Annotated in this window: 13 protein-coding genes and 1 pseudogene; 7 read left to right on the top strand and 7 right to left on the bottom strand. The window is 72.8% G+C overall.

The annotated features are described in order from the left end of the window. The 5 genes and pseudogenes from ABZU91_RS17305 to ABZU91_RS17285 all read right to left on the bottom strand — a co-directional run bounded on the left by ABZU91_RS17305 (position 1) and on the right by ABZU91_RS17285 (position 5,378). Positions 1-1,221, bottom strand: a complete 1,221-nt coding sequence (locus ABZU91_RS17305) for an MFS transporter (RefSeq protein ID WP_355240880.1) — start codon at positions 1,219-1,221, stop codon at positions 1-3. After that, the gene (locus ABZU91_RS17300; protein WP_355240877.1) at positions 1,212-2,447 is read right to left on the bottom strand and encodes an ATP-grasp domain-containing protein; all 1,236 of its coding nucleotides are present in this window, start codon (positions 2,445-2,447) and stop codon (positions 1,212-1,214) included. The genes ABZU91_RS17305 and ABZU91_RS17300 overlap by 10 nt, the downstream gene beginning before the upstream one ends. After that, positions 2,444-3,232: a phenylalanine--tRNA ligase beta subunit-related protein gene (locus tag ABZU91_RS17295; protein ID WP_355240874.1), complete on the bottom strand. Its 789-nt coding sequence runs from the start codon at positions 3,230-3,232 to the stop codon at positions 2,444-2,446. The genes ABZU91_RS17300 and ABZU91_RS17295 overlap by 4 nt, the downstream gene beginning before the upstream one ends. Before the next feature lie 125 nt (positions 3,233-3,357). Further along, positions 3,358-3,921 (bottom strand): annotated as a pseudogene (locus tag ABZU91_RS17290) (aminodeoxychorismate/anthranilate synthase component II); the annotation flags it as partial. Next, positions 3,918-5,378, bottom strand: coding sequence for an anthranilate synthase component I family protein (locus ABZU91_RS17285; RefSeq protein ID WP_355240871.1), 1,461 nt, complete (start codon positions 5,376-5,378; stop codon positions 3,918-3,920). The pseudogene ABZU91_RS17290 and the gene ABZU91_RS17285, both read right to left, overlap by 4 nt. 412 nt (positions 5,379-5,790) lie before the next feature. On the opposite strand from ABZU91_RS17285, the gene ABZU91_RS17280 reads away from it, so the two are divergent. After that, on the top strand, positions 5,791-7,140 hold the full coding sequence (locus ABZU91_RS17280) for a PLP-dependent aminotransferase family protein (protein WP_355240868.1): 1,350 nt from the start codon (positions 5,791-5,793) through the stop codon (positions 7,138-7,140). Here the strand turns inward: ABZU91_RS17280 and ABZU91_RS17275 are convergent, their stop codons facing one another. Both ABZU91_RS17275 and ABZU91_RS17270 read right to left on the bottom strand, forming a co-directional pair. Next, complete coding sequence (locus tag ABZU91_RS17275) at positions 7,141-7,599, bottom strand: GNAT family N-acetyltransferase (RefSeq protein ID WP_355240865.1); 459 nt, start codon at positions 7,597-7,599, stop codon at positions 7,141-7,143. A 55-nt stretch (positions 7,600-7,654) separates the two neighbouring features. Then, positions 7,655-8,362 (bottom strand): alpha/beta hydrolase, encoded by a 708-nt coding sequence (locus tag ABZU91_RS17270; protein WP_355240862.1) that lies wholly within the window; start codon positions 8,360-8,362, stop codon positions 7,655-7,657. 363 nt (positions 8,363-8,725) lie between these two features. Here ABZU91_RS17270 and ABZU91_RS17265 point away from each other — a divergent pair, with 363 nt between their 5' ends. From ABZU91_RS17265 to ABZU91_RS17240, 6 genes are all read left to right on the top strand, one after another. After that, positions 8,726-10,234 (top strand): family 43 glycosylhydrolase, encoded by a 1,509-nt coding sequence (locus ABZU91_RS17265; RefSeq protein WP_355240859.1) that lies wholly within the window; start codon positions 8,726-8,728, stop codon positions 10,232-10,234. Between the two features lie 91 nt (positions 10,235-10,325). Continuing rightward, positions 10,326-11,381, top strand: a complete 1,056-nt coding sequence (locus ABZU91_RS17260; protein ID WP_355240856.1) for an SMP-30/gluconolactonase/LRE family protein — start codon at positions 10,326-10,328, stop codon at positions 11,379-11,381. A 69-nt stretch (positions 11,382-11,450) separates the two neighbouring features. Continuing rightward, positions 11,451-12,596 (top strand): AAA family ATPase, encoded by a 1,146-nt coding sequence (locus ABZU91_RS17255; protein WP_355241104.1) that lies wholly within the window; start codon positions 11,451-11,453, stop codon positions 12,594-12,596. After that, complete coding sequence (locus ABZU91_RS17250) at positions 12,593-13,003, top strand: hypothetical protein (RefSeq protein ID WP_355240854.1); 411 nt, start codon at positions 12,593-12,595, stop codon at positions 13,001-13,003. The genes ABZU91_RS17255 and ABZU91_RS17250 overlap by 4 nt, the downstream gene beginning before the upstream one ends. After that, positions 13,000-14,667: a hypothetical protein gene (locus ABZU91_RS17245; protein WP_355240851.1), complete on the top strand. Its 1,668-nt coding sequence runs from the start codon at positions 13,000-13,002 to the stop codon at positions 14,665-14,667. Before ABZU91_RS17250 ends, ABZU91_RS17245 begins: the two co-directional genes overlap by 4 nt. Beyond that, positions 14,664-17,360 (top strand): bpX6 domain-containing protein, encoded by a 2,697-nt coding sequence (locus tag ABZU91_RS17240; protein WP_355240848.1) that lies wholly within the window; start codon positions 14,664-14,666, stop codon positions 17,358-17,360. Before ABZU91_RS17245 ends, ABZU91_RS17240 begins: the two co-directional genes overlap by 4 nt. Positions 17,361-17,656: the final 296 nt, after the last annotated feature.

The raw sequence follows: 17,656 nt of genomic DNA, 5'->3' as shown, positions 1-17,656 counted from the left end.
TCAGGGACTGGCGGTGGCCGGTTCGACGGACGTCGGCACGGGCCGGACGGCCGGTCGGATTCGCAGCGCCGCGAACGCGACCACGCCGACCACCGGGGTCAGCAGGAGTATCAGAAGGACCGGTCGGTGCCCCTGGGTCTGCCAGACGAAGCCGAGACCCATCGGCACGACCAACCGGGCGGAGCTGAGCACGAAGGCGTTCAAAGCCATGAAGCTGCTGACCCGGCGCTCCTGCACGTGATCGGCGATGTAGGTGGGCACCACCACCGAGGCGATGATCTCCCCGAGGGTCCAGACCACAGTGGAGAGCAGGACCGCGGGCAGCGAGAAGGCGAACACCAGGACGGCCATGCCGGCCGACCAGAGCAGGCCGGCCACCATCAGCAGGACCCGGGTGGAGTACGCCTTCATCCGCTTCTCGATCAGCAGGCTGGCGCTGACCACGACGACGCTGTTGATGGTGTAGACCGCGCCGACCACCGCCACCGACGAGTGCAGCACGGTGGTGACCGCGAGGGGCAACGTGTATTCCAGGCCGATCAGCGGGGCGACGTAGCAGAACGAGACCAGCACGAGCAGCGCCACGTCGACGTCCCGCCGCAGCCCGGCCCACCGGGTGGTGACGGCCGGCGCGGCCGTGGGGGCGCGCCGGGTGTCGGCGGGTACGAAGAGCCAGATGGTGGCCGCCGCGAGCAGACCGAGCAGGATGTTGCCGGCGAACATCAGCTCGTACGACAGGGCCGCCGCGAACCCGCCGAGCAGCGGCCCGACCCCCATGCCGAGGTTGTTCGCGAGGTAGCTGACCGTGTACGCGAAGGGCCGCTCACCCGGCTCGGTCAGGTCGGCGATCAGCGTGTTCGCCGCCGGGGAGAACATGCCCATCCCGACCAGCGCGACGAAGAGCAGCACCGCGTACGTCCAGGTGGGACCGTCGACCAGAGCCAGGCCCAGATAGCCGGCGGCGTTGAGCAGCAGGCTCGCCACCAGCGCGGCGCGGCGCCCGGCCCGGGCGCAGACCGGGCCGCTGAGCAGGCTGCCGGCGAGCAGACCGGTGCTGCCGACGGAGATCAGCACGCCCGCCTCGCCGGTGCTGAGGTGCCGGCTCTGCACCAGGTAGACCGCCAGCAGTGGGAAGACGAACATGCCGGCCCGGTTGATGAAGGACGCGTAGACCAGCATCCGCAGCGGGCGCGGCAGGGCGCGGAACCGGGTCAGCCACATGAGGACTCCCCCACCGGCTCGGTGCGTACCTCGAAGGAGTCCCGGATGACCTTGAACCGGGCGCGGACGTCGTCGAAGTCCCGGCCCTCGCAGACGTACCAGCCGAGCACGTCGTTGGAGGCGGTCGGCACGGCGAGCACGTCACCGACGCTCTTCCACACGTCCGCGTCGCGCACCGCGTCGAGCGCCCGCAGCTCCTGCGCCGACGTGATCGCGGTGATCCGGCCGTACCGGTCGGAGCACAGGTACTCGGTGCCGATCTCCGGCCCCAGAGCGGCGGCGGGCACGTGCTCCGGGTCGAGTTCGAGGCGGCACCACTCCCCCGCGAGGTTGATCCCGCGCCCGGCCTCGATGGCCGGGACGATCGAGCCGCCGCCGGCCCGGGCAGCCGCCTCGCCGAAGATCACCTCGCCGTCGTCGCGGAGGAAGAACTCGACGTGCGCCACGCCCGTACGCATCCCGAAGCCGCGCAGCACTGTCGCGCTGGCGGTCAGGATGTGCCGCTCCGCCGTGGTCAGGTCGTGCTTGCGGGAGACCGTGCCGCCGGGCTCGTCGCGGAACTCGAGCACCGAGTACGTGTAACGGGAGAGCTGTTCGAAGACCACCTCGCCGTCGCGCAGCAGCGAGTCGACGTGGTACTCGGCCCCGCGGACGTACTCCTCCACGCGGTAGTCGTGCCGGTCGTCGGCGATCAGCGGCCACACCCGGGCCAGGTCCTCGGCGGAGTCCACCCGGTGGGTGTCGCCGCAGGCCCAGCCGGCGTACGGCTTCACGACCACCGGCCAACCCACCTCGGCGGCGAACTCGGCGACCGCCCCCACCGTCTCGGGGCGGCACGAGCGCGCCACCGGCACGCCCAACTCGGTGGCCCGCCGGTGCATGACGTTCTTGTCCCGGAAGGTCAGCGCACCCTCCGGGTCGAGCCCGTCGATGCCGTGGTCACGCCGGCAGTAGGCGGCGGTGAGCACGTCACCCTCGAAGAGCGGGAAGATGCGCCGCACCGGGTGGGCGGCGACGATCGTCGCGACGACCGATCGAACGGCCTCGCGGTCGTCGAGGTCGGCGTGGTAGCAGGGCAGCCCGGCGACGTCGGCGGACGGCTGCCCGGTCGGCAGCAGCGCGACGGCGGCCACACCCCGCTCGGCGGCGGCGGTGACCACGGCGCGGAACTGGGCCGCGTACCGACCGGCCGCCGGGCGGTAGATCACCAGGATCGCGCCGGTCACGGCCGGCTCCGATTGTTGCTGCCCGCGGGGCTCAGCGGTCCCGCGGTACGCAGGACGGCGCTCGTCGCGTCGCGGTCGAGCACCGCCTCCTGCCGTTCGCCGACGGTCATCTCGTCGAGGACGCCACCGAGCCGGGCCAACGCCTGCGTCACCTCCGCGCGTCCGCCGGGGTGGGCCGACTCGACGGTGAGCAGCAGCGCGTGCCGGCCCAGGTCGGTGCGGACCAGGTGACCCTGCCGCCAGTTCCAGCGCCGCGAGTGGGCACGCCCGTCGGCGTCGGCATAGACGACCTCGCCCGGTTCGGGGTGCTCGGGCGCATCGGGAGCGCCCAGTGGCAGGTAGGTCTCGGTGCCGTCGGCCGGCCGCACGACGAGGTCGGTGACACCGTCGACCGCGCACGAGGCCACCGGCAGCGCCGCGCCGAGCGACACCGCGTTGCAGAGGTCGACCAGGGCGTTGATCCGGGGCAGCCGGTCACCCTTGGCCACCCTCCGTGCGATCGACTCGGCGGCGCACGGGAACCGGTTCGGGTTGACACCCACCGCCCGGTACGCCTCCCGCCACGCCGCGATGCCCGGCAGCTCGGCCACGCCGGCCTTGTCCAGGCCGGCGGCGTGCAGCGCGTCCTCGGAGGCGGTCAGCAGCGCCGACACGGTGGGAGGTGCCGGCGCGACCTCGACCACCGGCAGGGCGAGCACGCCGAGCACGTAGTCGGGCACCGCGGTCAGCACCCGGTCGTCGATGCGGACGGTGAGAGTGGCCGCACCGTCGCTGAGCTGGGTCATCGTGATCCTCGTGAGGGTCGGGTCCGATTGTCCGCCCGACCGTACGCAGCGGAACGACCACCGGTTGTGGCCAATCCGGGGTGATCCGGTGAGTCCAATCCGGGTGGCCGGTCCACGGCCGCGGAGGCGTGCCGCAGGAAGTTGTCGAACAGCCGCAGCCCAGCCTCGGTGAGCACGCTCTCCGGGTGGAACTGCACCCCCTGCACCGCGAGCGTCCGGTGCCGTACGCCCATCACGTAGCCGTCGTCGGACGACCGGGCGGTGACCCGCAGGGCCGGTGGGGCCGGGTCGGCGACGATGAGCGAGTGGTAGCGGGTGACGGTGAGCGGGGCGGGCGCGTCCTCGAAGATCCCCTGACCGTCGTGGGTGACCACGCTGGTCTTGCCGTGCATCAGGTGCCGGGCGACCGCGACCGTCCCGCCGTAGGCGAGACCGATCGCCTGGTGGCCCAGGCAGACCCCGAGCAGCGGGACCAGGCCGGCGAAGGCGTGCACCAGCTCGACGTGCCCGGACTCGGCCGGATGGCCCGGCCCGGGGCCGAGCACCACCGCGTCGGGCCGCAGGGCCGCGAGCTGGTCACTGGTCCGCGTCCGGGAGCGGACCACCACGGTCCGCGCGCCGAGGGTCCGCAGGTACTGGTCGATGATGTGGGTGAAGCTGTCGTACGCGTCGACGAGCAGGACCCTCACGGCAGCAGCTCCGAACCGGTCAGGGCCCAGTAGGTGGCGCTCATCTTGGCCAGCGTCTCGCGCCACTCGTCGCCCGGCGTGGAGTCGGCCACGACGCCGGCGGAGGCCTGGGTGCGGTAGTGCCCGTCGTCGTGCACGGCGGTGCGGATGCAGAGGGCGAGCACCGCGTACCCGCGGACGTCGACAAGCCCGACCGCGCCGGCGTAGACGCCTCGGGGCTCGTCCTCCAGGCCGTCAATGATCTCCATGGCCCGCAGCTTCGGCGCGCCGGTCATCGTGCCGGCCGGGAACGTGGCGCAGATCGCGGCCCACACGTCGGCGTCGTCGGCGAGCTGCCCCGAGACGGTCGAGACCAGGTGGTGCACGTACGCGAACGGCTCGACGTCGAACATGGCGTCCACGCTGAGCGTCCCCGGCACGCAGACGCGGCCGATGTCGTTGCGGCACAGGTCGACGAGCATGACGTGCTCGGCCCGCTCCTTCTCGCTCGCCGCCAGTTCGGCCACCCGCCGACGGTCGGCCTGCGGGTCGGCGGCCCGGGGCGCGGTGCCGGCGATCGGACGCATCGAGAGCCGGCCCTGCTCGATGCGCAGGAACAGCTCCGGGCTCGCCCCGATGACGGTCCGGCCGGCCCACGGGGTCAGGTACATGTAGGGCGACGGGTTGCGGTGGCGCAACCGTTGGTAGACCTCCAGCGGCGTGAGCGTGGTCTGCACGTCGATCCGGTGGCCGATCTGGATCTGGTAGCTGTCCCCGACCTCGATGTGCCGCAGGCACTGCTTCACCCGGGCGGCGAACATCTCCTCGTCGACGGTGTCCCGGATCAGGCTCGGTGGCGGGGCGGCCGGCACGTGCGGGTGGTCAGCGGCCAGCCGCTCGGGCAGCTCCGGCAGCCGGGCGTCGTCCGGTGGCAGGTGCGGGCCGCTGGCGCGGAGCTGCCGCACCGTGCCGGCGCGCAGATCCCACCAGACGGTGTGCCGGAACAGCGCGAGGGTGCACCGGGGGATGTCGTCGACCACCCGGTCGACCCCGAGGTCGTCCATGTCCCGCGCCGCCTCGTACGCCAGGGTGGTGAGGAAACCGAACGCGAAGCTGTCGGTGGGGACGGTCGTGCGCACGGCGAACGCCCGCTGTACCGCCCGGACGGCGGCCCACACCTCCGGCGGGCCGGGGACCGGCCAGACCCGCCGCGCGGCGGACTGCCGGACCGGCTCGCCCAGGATGGCGGTGAGCACGGCGGCCAGGGCGTCGCCGAGCGGACCGTCGGCGGTCAGCTCCAGGCGGTCGGCGATGAATCGCACCTCGGCGAGAAGGCCCCAGCCGACGGCTGCGGCATACCGGTCCTGAGCAGGACCGTCCAGACTTTCGAACAGATACAGATCGTCGCGGGAAAGGCTTTCGGTGAGTGCCTCGTAGAGCGACAACGGATCGATCGATGGCAGTGTGACAGATGTCACTTCCACCTCTATCGAGTTCGCCAATGGTGTATGCGCACCGCTCGAAGAATGTGACCAGATCGACCACGTGGCGCGTTCGGCTGACAATAGGGACACTTGCGGAACCCCCTCTGAACAGCCCGATTCCGCGCCGCCGTTGGCGCTTACCCCGCCGACGACACGGCAGGTCGGACCCTTCCCCCAGGCGAAAGGACTCGCACGGACGCCTCGATGCCGGCAGCGGAGGCGTCCGCATTGGACACGCTCGGAACGTACGCCCTGATTCGCCGGTCACCGGGCGGCTGCGTACCCGACCAACACTTTCCACAGGCACGGATCACGCTGTCCATACCACTTCGGCGATCGCGGAGCGGACCACTTGTCCTTCAATCTAAGCCTGTCAATAGATGGTCAATCGCACGGAACACTGTCGGTGCAGCTCCGTAACGCATTTCGGACCCAGATCGAGGAGGGTGTGCTCCGTCCCGGCACCCGCGTCCCGTCGAGCCGGCAGCTCGCCGCCGACCTCGGGGTGTCCCGGAGTGTGGTCGTCGAGGCGTACGAACAGCTCTGCGCCGAGGGGTACCTCGTCTCCCAACACGGCTCGGGCACCTCCGTGGCGGCGACGGCACGCGCCGAGGTCGGCTCGGCGCTCACCCCGGACGACCACGCGCCCACACCGGCGGTCTGCGACCTGCGCACCGGCAGCCCGCACGCGTCGACGTTCCCCCGCCAGGACTGGATCCGGGCGGTCAGCGCGGTGGTCACCTCGGCGGGCCGTCGCGAGCTGGCGTACGCCCCGCCGTCCGGCCTTGCCGTTGTCCGGCACACCCTCGCCGGTTACCTCGGTCGCGTACGCGGGGTGCGGACCCGACCCGACCGCGTCATGGTCACCTCGGGCTTCGCGCAGGGCCTCGCGCTGCTCTGCCGGGTGCTGCGGGACCGTGGCCACGACACGCTCGGGGTGGAGGACCCGGGGCACCCGGGCGAGTGGGAGTTCATCGCCGGGGCCGGACTGCGTCCGGTGGGCATCCCGGTGGACCGCGACGGCCTCCGGGTGGACGCGCTGGCAGGCAGCGGGGTACGCGCCGTGCTGGTCACCCCGGCCAGCCAGTTCCCGACCGGAGTCACGCTCAGCGCGGAGCGGCGGGCGCAGCTCACCGCCTGGGCGAAGGAGGTGGACGGCTACGTCATCGAGGACGACTTCGACGCCGCCCTCGTCGCGCCGGCACAGCGGATGCCCGCCCTGCAGAGCCTCGCACCGGACCGGGTGGTCTACGCCGGCAGCGCCAGCAAGGTCCTCACGCCGGCGCTGCGCCTCGGCTGGCTGGCCACCCCGGCCGACCTGACCGCGCCGGTCGAGCGGGTCCGGGCCAGCTGGGACATCGGCTGCTCCGGCCTGGAGCAGCTCGCCCTGGCCCGGCTGATCGACACCGGCGCCTTCGACCGGCACCTGCGCCGACTCGGCGCGGACGTACAGAAACGTCGCCAGACGGTCCGGGACTTCGTCACCGCGCACCTGCCCGACGTCACCCTCTACGGCGCGACCAGCGGACTCCAGGCGTACCTGCTGCTGCCGGAGCGATGCGCGGAGGAGGCGCTGGTGCACGCGGCCCGGCGGCGCTCGGTGCTGGTGCGCGGTGGCCGCTCCTACGCCCTGCGACCGGATCACCGGCCGCCGGCCCTGGTCCTGGGCTACGCCGGGGTACGCGGCCCGGAGCTGGGCCGCGGTCTGGCGGGGATCGCCGCGGCGTACCGGGAGACGACCGGACGGGTCGCTTGATCAGCCGACCGGCGCGGCGCGAATCGGCTCGCGCACCATGAACACGTCGACCGGGTCCTCGGCTTCGAGGGTGAACCCGTGCCGCTCGTACAGCCGCCGGGCCGGGCTGCCGCGCAGCACGTTCAACCGGACTCGGACGCCGTCGCGGTCACACCGCGCCAGCAGCGAGCGCAGCACCGCCGCGCCGACGCCATTACCCTGCAGGTGGGGCGCGAGGTAGAAGTGCTCCAGCCAGTGGGCGTCCTCGGCCGGCCGCAGGGAGACGCAGCCCGCGAACGCGCCGCCCATCTCGATCAGCCAGGTGTGCGCCGGCGAGAACCCGTCCCGCAGTCGCTGCCGAACCCGCTGCTCGTCGTACCGTCCGAGCCGTTCCAGATCCGCGCGCAGCACCACGGACCGCAACTCGGCAACCGCCTCGACGTCCGCCGTCAGCGCCGGCCGAAGCTCCCAGTCCCCCACGCTCAGCAGGCTACGCGGGCGGCTTTCCGCTCATGTCGAGCCGCCGGTCGGACGCTCAGCCCCGGACCGCTTCGATGATCGTCTCGGCGACCTCGCCCGGCCGGGCCGCCGCCATCGCGTGCGACCCGCCCGCCACCTCGCGCTGCCCGCGCGGCGCGGCCCGCTCGGCCATGAAGCGGTGTACGGCGACCGGGATGTTCTTGTCGGCGTCACCGAACACGAACCAACTCGGCAGGGACCGCCAGGCGGGTTCTCCGGTGAGACCGTCACTCAGGGCCTGCTCGGTGATCGGCCGTTGGGTGCGGGCCATCAACGAGGCGAGGTCGTCCGACGCGTCGGCGCAGAACTGGGCGTGGTAGGCGTCCTGGCCGATCACCACCTCGTTGCCGCCGGTGGACACCGGGTACTGCACGAGCGTGTCCGCGAGCGTGCTGCCGGGGAACTTCGCGGACAGGGAGAGCGCCGACTCACCCGTGTCCGGGCACAACGCGTTGACGTAGACGAGGGCGCGCACCGACGTGTCGCCCGCCGCGGCCTGCGTGATCACCATGCCGCCGTACGAGTGGCCGACGAGGACGACCGGGCCGCCGATCCCCCGCATCACGTCCCGCAGGTACGTGGCGTCGCCGGCGACGCCACGCAGCGGGTTGGCGACGGCCACGACGTCGTACGCGGACCCCAGCCGCTCGATCACGCCGTTCCAGCTCGCCGACTCGGCGAACGCGCCGTGCACCAGGACGACGGTGGGCTGCGAATCGGGCATGACAGGCGCTCCCTCGCTTCGTGACACTGGTTCCACCGGCCGCACCGGTGCGCCTGAATACCCGTCACACGATGGTGAAACATCCGTTACCAAGCGACCGGGGCAGGGTGCCGGGGCCTCGGTTCGGCCGGCCCCACCGCTCGACGCCGAGCTGCCACCGCGGCTCGCGGCGCCGGGCACGCGGCCTACCGGAACATCTTGACACTCGTCGATGTTAGCGCCAACACTTAGGCCGTTACCTGGGCGCAACACACCCGTCACACACCCCTGCCCACGGGCGTTCCTGCCTTCGGCGGGCACCGCAGCGGGTTGGCCGTCGCAGCAGCGTCGACCAGCGCCGTGCACACAGCTCACGGAGGACAGATGTCGCTGCCACCGGACCGAAGCGTTGCCGTCGCCCGCCGAGCGGCCGGCCCGGGGCGTACCGGTCCCGGCGTCCGCCGACGGTCCGTCCTGGCCGCGATGCTGGTGCTCCTCGCCGTGTCGGCCGGGCTGCCCATGGCCGGGCCCGCGCAGGCCGCGCCCGCCGTGAACTACACCAACCCGCTGGTCAACCAGCGGGCCGATCCCCACATCTTCCGCCACACCGACGGCTACTACTACATGACCGCGACCGTGCCGCAGTACGACCGGATCGTCCTGCGCCGTGCGACCACCCTGCAGGGGCTGTCGACGGCGGCGGAGACGACGATCTGGAACCGGCACACCAGCGGAGAGATGGGCGCGCACATCTGGGCCCCGGAGATCCACTTCATCAACGACCGCTGGTACGTCTACTTCGCCGCCGGCCGGACCGACGACGTGTGGCGCATCCGGATGTACGTGCTGGAGAACGCCAACGCGAACCCGCTCACCGGCTCGTGGACCGAACGCGGCCGGATCACGACACCCTGGGACACCTTCAGCCTGGACGCCTCGACCTTCGTCGCCAACGGGGTGCGCTACCTGACCTGGGCGCAGCAGGAGCCGGGCATCTCCAACAACTCGAACGTCTACCTCGCCCGGATGGGCGCCAACCCGTGGCAGATCACGGGCACCGTGGCCCGGCTCGTCGTACCGACGTACGCCTGGGAGACCCGCGGCTACCGGGTCGCCGAGGGGCCGGCGGTGATCCAGCGCAATGGTCGTCTCTTCCTGACCTACTCGGCCAGCGCCACGGACGCCAACTACTGCCTCGGGATGATGAGCGCCTCCGCCACCGCGAACCTGCTCGACCCGGCGTCCTGGAGCAAGAGCCCCAACCCCGTCTTCGCCACCAACGCCGCCACCGGCCAGTACGGCCCCGGCCACAACTCGTTCACCGTCTCCGAGGACGGGCAGAGCGACATCCTCGTCTACCACGACCGCAACTACCGCGACATCAGCGGCGACCCCCTGAACGACCCCAACCGGCGCACCAGACTCCAGAAGGTCTACTGGAACGCCGACGGCACCCCCAACTTCGGCATCCCGGTGCCCGACGGGGCCACCCCGGTGCGGCTGCGGTCGCACGACCTGACCACCAGCTACATCCGGCACTACGACTACCGGGCACGGGTCGAGGCGAACGTCACCAACCTCGCCGACTCCCAGTTCCGCATCGTCAACGGCCTGGCCGGCGGCGGAAGCGTGTCGTTGGAGTCGACCAACTACCCGGGCTACTACCTGCGCCACTACGGCTTCGCCCTGTCCATCGCGCCGAACGACGGTTCGTCGATCTTCGCCAACGACGCGAGCTTCCAACGCCGGTCCGGCCTGGCCGACAGCGCCGGACTCTCGCTGGAGTCACAGAACTACCCGGGCCGCTACGTACGCCACCGCGACGGTCTGCTCTACCTGGAGGCGGTCAGTTCGACCGCCGAGCGCAGCTCCGCCACCTTCCACCTCGAATAGCCGAACCGGACGGGCCGCACCGCGCCCGCCTCGCGTTCTCGACACCGTCGGCCGGGTCCCCGCGACCCGTCGACGCCGATTGGAGCATCCGATGAACCGGCGTACCACCATCTCCGTCCTGGCCGGACTCTGCCTCGCGGTCAGCGCGGCGCCCGTCCCCGCTGGTGCGACTGCCCGAATGTCGGGCACCGCCCAGGTGAACGCTCACGCCGCGCTCGCCGGCCCGCCCGGCACACCGCCCGGAGCCTGCCTCACCGGGGCCGGGTCCGGCTCGCCGCTGCCGTCCAGCTCCCTGACGGCGACGAAGATCCGGAGCGGATTCACCTTCCTCGAAGGGCCCGTCTGGGTCGCCGACGGCGGCTACCTGCTCTTCTCCGACATGGCCGGCGGGACCGGGCCGTACAACGTCCAGCCGTCCACGATCCGCCGGTTCACCCCGCCGTCGACCTTCGACACGTTCATCGCCAACTCCGGCAGCAACGGTGTGGCGCTCAGCGCCGACGGCCAGCAGCTCGTCGCGGCCACCCACGACCAGCGCAACGTCTCCGCGTACCGGCTGAGCGACCGGAGCCGCAGCACCGTCGCGGCGAACTACCAGGGTCGGGCGTTCAACTCGCCCAACGACGTCGCGGTCCGCTCGGACGGCGTCACCTACTTCACCGACCCCAACTTCCAGCGCGGCAACCGCCCGGACCAGATGTACGGGCGCACCAGCGTCTTCCGTGTCGTCAACGGGCAGGTGTCCCTGGTGGACGACCAACTGCGCCAGCCCAACGGCATCTCGCTCTCACCGGACGGAAGCACCCTCTACGTGGGCGCCTACTCGGAGAACAAGATCTACAAGTACGCCGTCCAGCCCGACGGCAGCACCGGCGCGCGCAGCGTCTTCGTGAACTACATCGGTGGCCCGGACGGCGGCACGATCGACTGCGCCGGCAACGTGTACTGGACCTCCGGCGCGGACTCCCTGGTCCACGTCTACTCCCCCACGGGCACCCAGCTCGGCACGATCCGGCCCGGCTTCTCCGGCACGACGAACGTGGCCTTCGGCGGGCCGGACCGGCAGACCCTCTACATCACCTCGGGTCCGTGGGGCGACTCCGGCCTGTACAGCGTGCGGCTCAACATCCCGGGGTACCCGTACTGACGCGGCCCCTGGCCGGACGTTAGCGGGACGCGGCGGACGGGGCGGTGTCCGTAGACTTCGCCGGTGCAGATGATCTCCACGCAGCCGGTCACCCTGTCGACGGACGCCGCCCTCCTCCGGGACGCCATCGCACGGGCACGAACCGGTCTCGTCGACCGGGAGGTGGTCGCCGAGGTGGTCGTGCTGTGCGCGGTCGCCGGCGAGCACGTGCTCGTCATCGGCGCGCCGGGCACCGCCAAGTCCGAGGCCGTCCGCCGGACGGCCGACCAGCTCGGCGGCCGGTACTTCGAGTACCTGCTCGGACGGTTCACCGAGCCGAGTGAGATCTTCGGCCCGGTGGACCTGCGCCGGCTGCGTGAGGGGCTGGTGGAGTTCGAGACCGCAGGCATGCTGCCCGAGGCCGAGGTGGCGTTCCTCGACGAGGTCTTCCTCGGTTCGACGGCGGTCCTCAACACCCTGTTGGGGATTCTGAACGAACGGGTGTTCCGGCGCGGATCGACGCGCCTCTCGTGCCCACTGCGGGTGTGTGTGGGTGCCGCCAACACCCTGCCCGACGACCCGGCCCTCGCCGCGTTCGCCGACCGCTTCCTGGCGCGCGTCTTCGTCACCCCGGTCGCGGACGGGCGGCTCGACGAGCTGCTGGAGGTGGGGTGGGGCGCGGGTTCCCGACCGGCGCCAACGGCGGGCGCGCTGCTGCCGACGGTGGATCGCCTGTCGGAGGCGGCCCGCACGTGTGATCTCGGCGCGGTACGCGGCCCGCTGGCCGCCGCGATCCGCCGGATGCGCCAGGCGGGCGTACCGCTGAGCGACCGCCGGGCGGTGCGTTCGCAGCGTCTGGTGTCCGCGGCGGCGGCGCTGGACGGCCGCACCACGGCCTCCGCCGACGACCTCTGGGTGCTCCCGCTGATCGCGCCGACCCTCGACGCCCAGGCCGCCGCCCGGGACGTGCTCGCGGACCTGGTGGAGTCGGGACGGAACGGCAGCCTGGTGTACGCGGCGGAGGAGTTCGCCCGGGGTCAGCAGGCCCGCGCGGCCCGGCTGGTCGAGGCGGGCCGGCGGCTGCTCGACGAGGTGGGCACCGGGCCGCCGGGGCACGACGAGCGGCTGCGCGTCGAGGCGACGCTACGGGAGATCGACGCCGGGTTCGTGCTGGCCGACGCCCCGCAGGCACTCCGGGACGTCCGTGGCCTCCTGGTCGCCGCGATTCACGCATGAGCGCACAGGCGCTGTCCCTACGGTGGCGACGACGCGACGTCCCGCTCCCGGCCGCGGCCGTGGCCGCGTCCGGCGCCGTGGTGGACGGGTTGCGCGCGGACACGCTGCTGCGGGTGACCGCCGGCGCTCGCCTGCGCGCGTGCGCCGGTCGTGACCAGAGCTGGTTGGTCGTGCTCGGCGATCGGACGGACCTGCCGTGGGCCGACGGAGCGGTCTACCTCGGCTGGGACGACGGCGTGCTGGTCCCGACGCTCGCCGAGCCCTGGCCGTGCGTCGATCTGTTGCGCGAGCCGTTGCGTCGCCGTACCGCCCAGCCGTCCGGGTTGATCGCGCTGCTGCCCGGCCTGGTCCTGGCCGGGCCGCTGCCACGGGAACCGCTCGACCCCGCGCGGTTGACGCCGACATGACCGGACATCCGGCCCTCCCGGCGTCGCTGGCCCCCTGGGCGCCGGCGCTGTCCGCCCTGACCAGCGACGTGGCCCTCGCCCTGGGTCCGCTGGTCCGACAGATCGACAGCCTGTTCCCCTCGGCCGAGGACGGCTCGGCCGGGGACGGCCAGCCGGACGGGTACTCCGGTCTGGCGACCAGTGGCGTCATCGAGCGCCTGCTTCCGTCGCAGCTGCTGCTGATGCGGGAGCTGCCGGACGAGTTCGTCCGCCGCGCCGCCGGCGGGGAGCTGCTGTACCTCGCGCCGGCAACCCGCTCGGCCGCGGTGCGGGGACGGGTGGTCGTCCTCGTCGACACCGGTCCGGAGCAGCTGGGGGCCGCGCGACTCGTCCAGCTCGCCGCGCTCGTCGTGCTGCACCGGCGGGCCGCAAGCCAGGGGCGCTCGTTGGTGCTGGGCGTGCTGGGTGACCGACCCGGCGACTGGCGCGAGGGTGACCTGGGCGGGCAGCTCGCCGGCTGGCTGGCCGCCCGCAGAGCTGTCGAGCCGACCCCGCCGACGGTACGGGAGTGGACGGAACAGCTGGACGCGGCCGATCAGGTGTGGCTGCTGACCGGGCCGCACCTGGCCAGCCAGCTCGGTGACCGGAGCCGGGTGCTGGCGAGCCACGAGCAGGACTGGAGTGACGAGGGGGCGCGCAGCGTACGGGTCGTCGTGGGCGAACGGCGTCTCGACCTCCCGCTGCCAGGCGGCGAGGTGGCGTTGCGGGTGCTGCGCGGCGCCGGTTTCCGCGCTGCCTCCGCCGGTGCCCGCGCAGCTGGCGGTCCGCTGCGGGCACCCGTGTTCCCGAGCGCGGATCCGTACCTGCTCACCCGCGGCGACCGTCCCGCCGAAATGGTCTCGGTCCGGGTGCCGACCGGGCGACCACGACGTCATCACCTGCCCGGTCCGGCGTTGGCCGCCGCCTGGCTGGGTCGCCGCCTCGTGGTCCTGACCAGCGTCGACGAGACGTTACGGGCGGTCGTGATCGGCAAGCCGCTGGGCCGCCTGGAGGACCTGGCGGTGCCACTGGACGCGGTCGGCCTGTCGGCAGCGGAGGTCGAGACGGCCGCCCAGGGCGCGCTGTCGCCGCTGTACTTCCAGGGTGGCCATCTGCTGTGCGAGCTCGGCGGAGACTGGTGGAGTTTGTCCACGAAGGGCACTGACCGCCTGCCGTCGTACGTGACGGTCGCCCCGGGCACCCAGATGGACGTGCCCCGCATGGCCTGGCGCGCCGGCGACCACATCGAGGTCACCGACCGCACCGCGGTGACGCCGATCCCGGCCACCGCCCGGGTCGTCCTCGGCGTCGGAGCGCGGACCGCCTGGTCGCTGGACGCCACCACCTGGCGCGTCCACGGCGCGTCCGGTCTCGTCGGCGACGTGGACGTCGCGCGGGACGCCACGGTCCTCGGCATTGTCGACGTCGACGGTCCACAGTTGGTGACCCTGTCCGGCGGCGGGTTGATCGTCCGTCTCGTCTCGCCGGCCAGGACCCAGACCCTCACCCGTTGGTCGGGGGGAACCGGCGCGCCGGCCCTGCATCCGAGCCGGCCGTGGTTGGCCGTGCCGCGCCCGGACGGGCTGATCGAGATCGCCGACCTCGCCACGAACGACGTGCTGTGCGCGCTGCGGAGCGCCGGATGAGCGCGTTCCGCGGCCGGCTTCCCGCCCGCGCCCTGCTGGTCGACGTACGCCTCCTCGGTGCGGACGAGGCGCGCCGGCGGGTCGTGGATGCCTGGCAGCCCGGCGCCGCGCTGTTCGAGGTGCCCGGCAGCGGGTGGCTGGTGGCGTTCGACCAGCCGGTCGACGTCCGCGCGGAACTGGCCCCCGGCCTCGTCCTCGTCGACACCGGCGGCGTCCTGCACCCGCACGGCACTCCCGTCGACGACGCCGAGCCCGGGGACGTGCTGGTGCCGCGCGCGGGAACGACGAGCCGGTTCAACCGGAACGCGCTGGCGCTCGTCGACCGGAATTCCTGGGTCGACCTGACCGCCCTGCGGGTCGAGCCGCTCGCGGCGCTGGACCGGCAGGTTGTCGCGGCGACGGCACCCGCGCCCTGGCAACCGCCGCCACCGACGCCCGACCTGCGCGCGCTGGCCGCTGTCGCCCCGGCTCCGCGGCGTACCCGCCGGTTGCTGGCCGCGTCCGCCCGACCGCGCCGTCGACGCCGCGTGCCGGACACCGTCGTCGCGAAGGTGGTCGCGATCGGCGCGGCCGTCGCCGTGTTCGGGGTCGCCGCGCTCGTCGCGGCACCGCTGCGGATGGTGATCATCGGTGCCGGGACGGCCCTGCTCTACGGCGTGAGCGGGGCGACCGCCTCGGGCCGCGCCGGCACGGCGGGCGCCGCTGCGCCGCCGACCGGCCGCGGCGTCTCGTCGGGTGGCTGGTGGCACGGACTGCTGGCGCGACTCGTGCTGGCCAGCCGCGCCGCCCGGTTGGCGGCGGACGCGCAGCATCGCTACGTGCGACGGCTCAGCACCGCGTTCGCGCGTCGGGACTGGGACACCGCCCTGCGCGGGGCGATCGGGGTGGGCGGCTCCGGTGGACGCCCGACACTCCGGCTGCCGCGACCCCGCACCGGCGAACTGGTGCCGCAGCCGCACCGCACGGGTGGGACGGCGGTCCCGCTCGGCCCCGACGCCGTACGGCACCTGCGGACGCTCTACCGGCAGGCGGTCTCGGAGCTGGACCGCGCCGGGCGGGTCGAGGAGTCGGCGTTCGTCCTCGCGGACCTGCTCGACGTACCGGTCGAGGCGGTCTCGCTGCTGGAGCGCAACCGCAGGTATCGGCTCGCCGCGGCACTCGCCGAGGGACGTGATCTCGACCCGGACCTGGCGGTACGGCTGTGGTGGCGGGCCGGCGAACGCGACCACGCGCTCCAGGTGGCGCGGACCCGGGGCGCCTTCGCCGGGGCCGTCGAGCGACTGGCAGGCGTCGACGTCGCGGCGGCCCGGCAGTTGCGCATCGAGTGGGTACGCGCACGGCAGGCCGCCGACGATCACATCGGCGCCGTCGAGGCGGCCTGGCCCGACGAGGGGCTGCGCGCGCTCGTGGTGACGAACATCCAGGCCGGCATGGCGCTCGGTGGACACCCGTCGGGGTACCTGTTCGCGCACCTCGTCACGTGGCGTCCGAACACCGACACCGTCGCCGCCGCGATCGCGCTGCTCGACGGTCGTGATCCGGAGTTGGCAGCGGCGCAGCGCGGTTTCCTGGCGGCGTTGGCCGAGCTGAGGTGCGCCGACGCGGCACGCGACCGCCAACTCTGCACCGCTGCGCTCCGTCTCCTGGTCCGCGACTGCGCGGACGACCCGGCTGACGACGGCGGCGAGCGCAGGCGGATCGCGGGCCGGCTGCGGCAGCGGGCGGACCGACTCGCGGCAGCCGACCTGCCACCGTTGCCGGCCGGGCGTACGCCCGGTCGGGGCGTCCGGGTCGACATCCTGGCACCCGACGAGGCCGGCCAACTGCCGATCCAGGACGCGGTCCTGCTGTCGGGCCGGGTCATCCTGACCGCCCACGGCGAGTTCGGGGTACGCCTGGTCGGCCTGGACGGCCGGGTCCGCGCCCGCTGGGACACGCCCGCACACCAGCTCGTCGTCGCCGATCACGGCGGCAGTGTCCTCGTCGTCGCGCAGCGCGGTGCCACCTGCGAGATCCGTGGCCTGGACCTGAGCACACGGCGACTGCGGCCACCGATCGCCGTCTCGGCGCGGCGGGTCCTGCCGAGTTTCGACGGCACGCTGCTCCCGGTGGTGGACGACGACGGCCTCGCCTTCGTCGAGCTGACCTCCGACGCCCCCCGTATCGCCTGGCGCGAACTCGACGCGAGCAGCGCGGTCCTCGACATCGCGCGCAGCCCCACCAGCCTCGCCGCCGTGGTCCGGATCACCGGTCAGCAGGGTCTCGGCGCTGTCACCACCGAGGTGTGGCGCTGGGACCTGCCGTCGCTGATGCTGCGCAGCCGCCGCGCGGTCGACCTCGACGGCCTCACCGGCGTCGCGGTTCTCGCGTCCTCGACCCTGGTGACGACGGCCCGGGACGAGCAGGGCGGCACCCACCAGGTCGTCGGGCACGGCGCGACGGCGCTGACCCTGGACACACCGCCGAAGGTGCTGACCAGCGGTGGAACGTCCGCGCTGCGTATCGACAGCCGGACCGCCAGCACCGTGGAGATCGCCGACCGCGACCTCCGTGTCGTGTTTCCACCCGCCGTCGACATCGTCGGTGTACGCGAGCACGCCGGCACCCTCGCGATGTGGGAGCCGGAGGGTCGACTGGTCGTCGTCGATCTCGCTCGTCGACAGCCCGTCGCCCGACTGCGGACGCGCCTCTAGTTCGCGGATGACAGCCGGCGCGAAGCGGCACCTGCCGCGACGGACCGGACTGGCAGTGGGAGGAATCCCCCGTTGTGCTCCTTGCGGAGCGGATTCCTCCCCGCTGGCCCCCCCAGGTTCGTTTGGACGCGTCCCACAGGACCCGCCGCGCAACAAGCGTTGAGCAAGAACGCGTTCCAACTCAACACACGTTGCTCCAAACAGGAGCGAGCTTACGCTCACGTTCGGTACGGGTGTCAACGTCTGTTTCGTCGCCGGGCACATCTGCGACACTGTCGTTCAGGTCGCCGGAGGGT

The organism is Micromonospora sp. NPDC005174, from assembly GCF_040608495.1.
Lineage (GTDB): Bacteria > Actinomycetota > Actinomycetes > Mycobacteriales > Micromonosporaceae > Micromonospora.
The sequence above is the reverse complement of the archived record's forward strand: the minus strand, read 5'-3'. Positions and strand labels throughout refer to the sequence as shown.

What these genes read in the sequence shown, in the direction of transcription:
- ABZU91_RS17305 (WP_355240880.1), bottom strand. Translation starts at nt 1,221, where the DNA reads ATGTGGCTGACCCGGTTCCGCGCCCTGCCGCGCCCGCTGCGGATGCTG.
- ABZU91_RS17295 (WP_355240874.1), bottom strand. Translation starts at nt 3,232, where the DNA reads ATGACCCAGCTCAGCGACGGTGCGGCCACTCTCACCGTCCGCATCGAC.
- ABZU91_RS17270 (WP_355240862.1), bottom strand. Translation starts at nt 8,362, where the DNA reads ATGCCCGATTCGCAGCCCACCGTCGTCCTGGTGCACGGCGCGTTCGCC.
- ABZU91_RS17265 (WP_355240859.1), top strand. Translation starts at nt 8,726, where the DNA reads ATGTCGCTGCCACCGGACCGAAGCGTTGCCGTCGCCCGCCGAGCGGCC.
- ABZU91_RS17260 (WP_355240856.1), top strand. Translation starts at nt 10,326, where the DNA reads ATGAACCGGCGTACCACCATCTCCGTCCTGGCCGGACTCTGCCTCGCG.
- ABZU91_RS17255 (WP_355241104.1), top strand. Translation starts at nt 11,451, where the DNA reads ATGATCTCCACGCAGCCGGTCACCCTGTCGACGGACGCCGCCCTCCTC.
- ABZU91_RS17250 (WP_355240854.1), top strand. Translation starts at nt 12,593, where the DNA reads ATGAGCGCACAGGCGCTGTCCCTACGGTGGCGACGACGCGACGTCCCG.
- ABZU91_RS17245 (WP_355240851.1), top strand. Translation starts at nt 13,000, where the DNA reads ATGACCGGACATCCGGCCCTCCCGGCGTCGCTGGCCCCCTGGGCGCCG.
- ABZU91_RS17240 (WP_355240848.1), top strand. Translation starts at nt 14,664, where the DNA reads ATGAGCGCGTTCCGCGGCCGGCTTCCCGCCCGCGCCCTGCTGGTCGAC.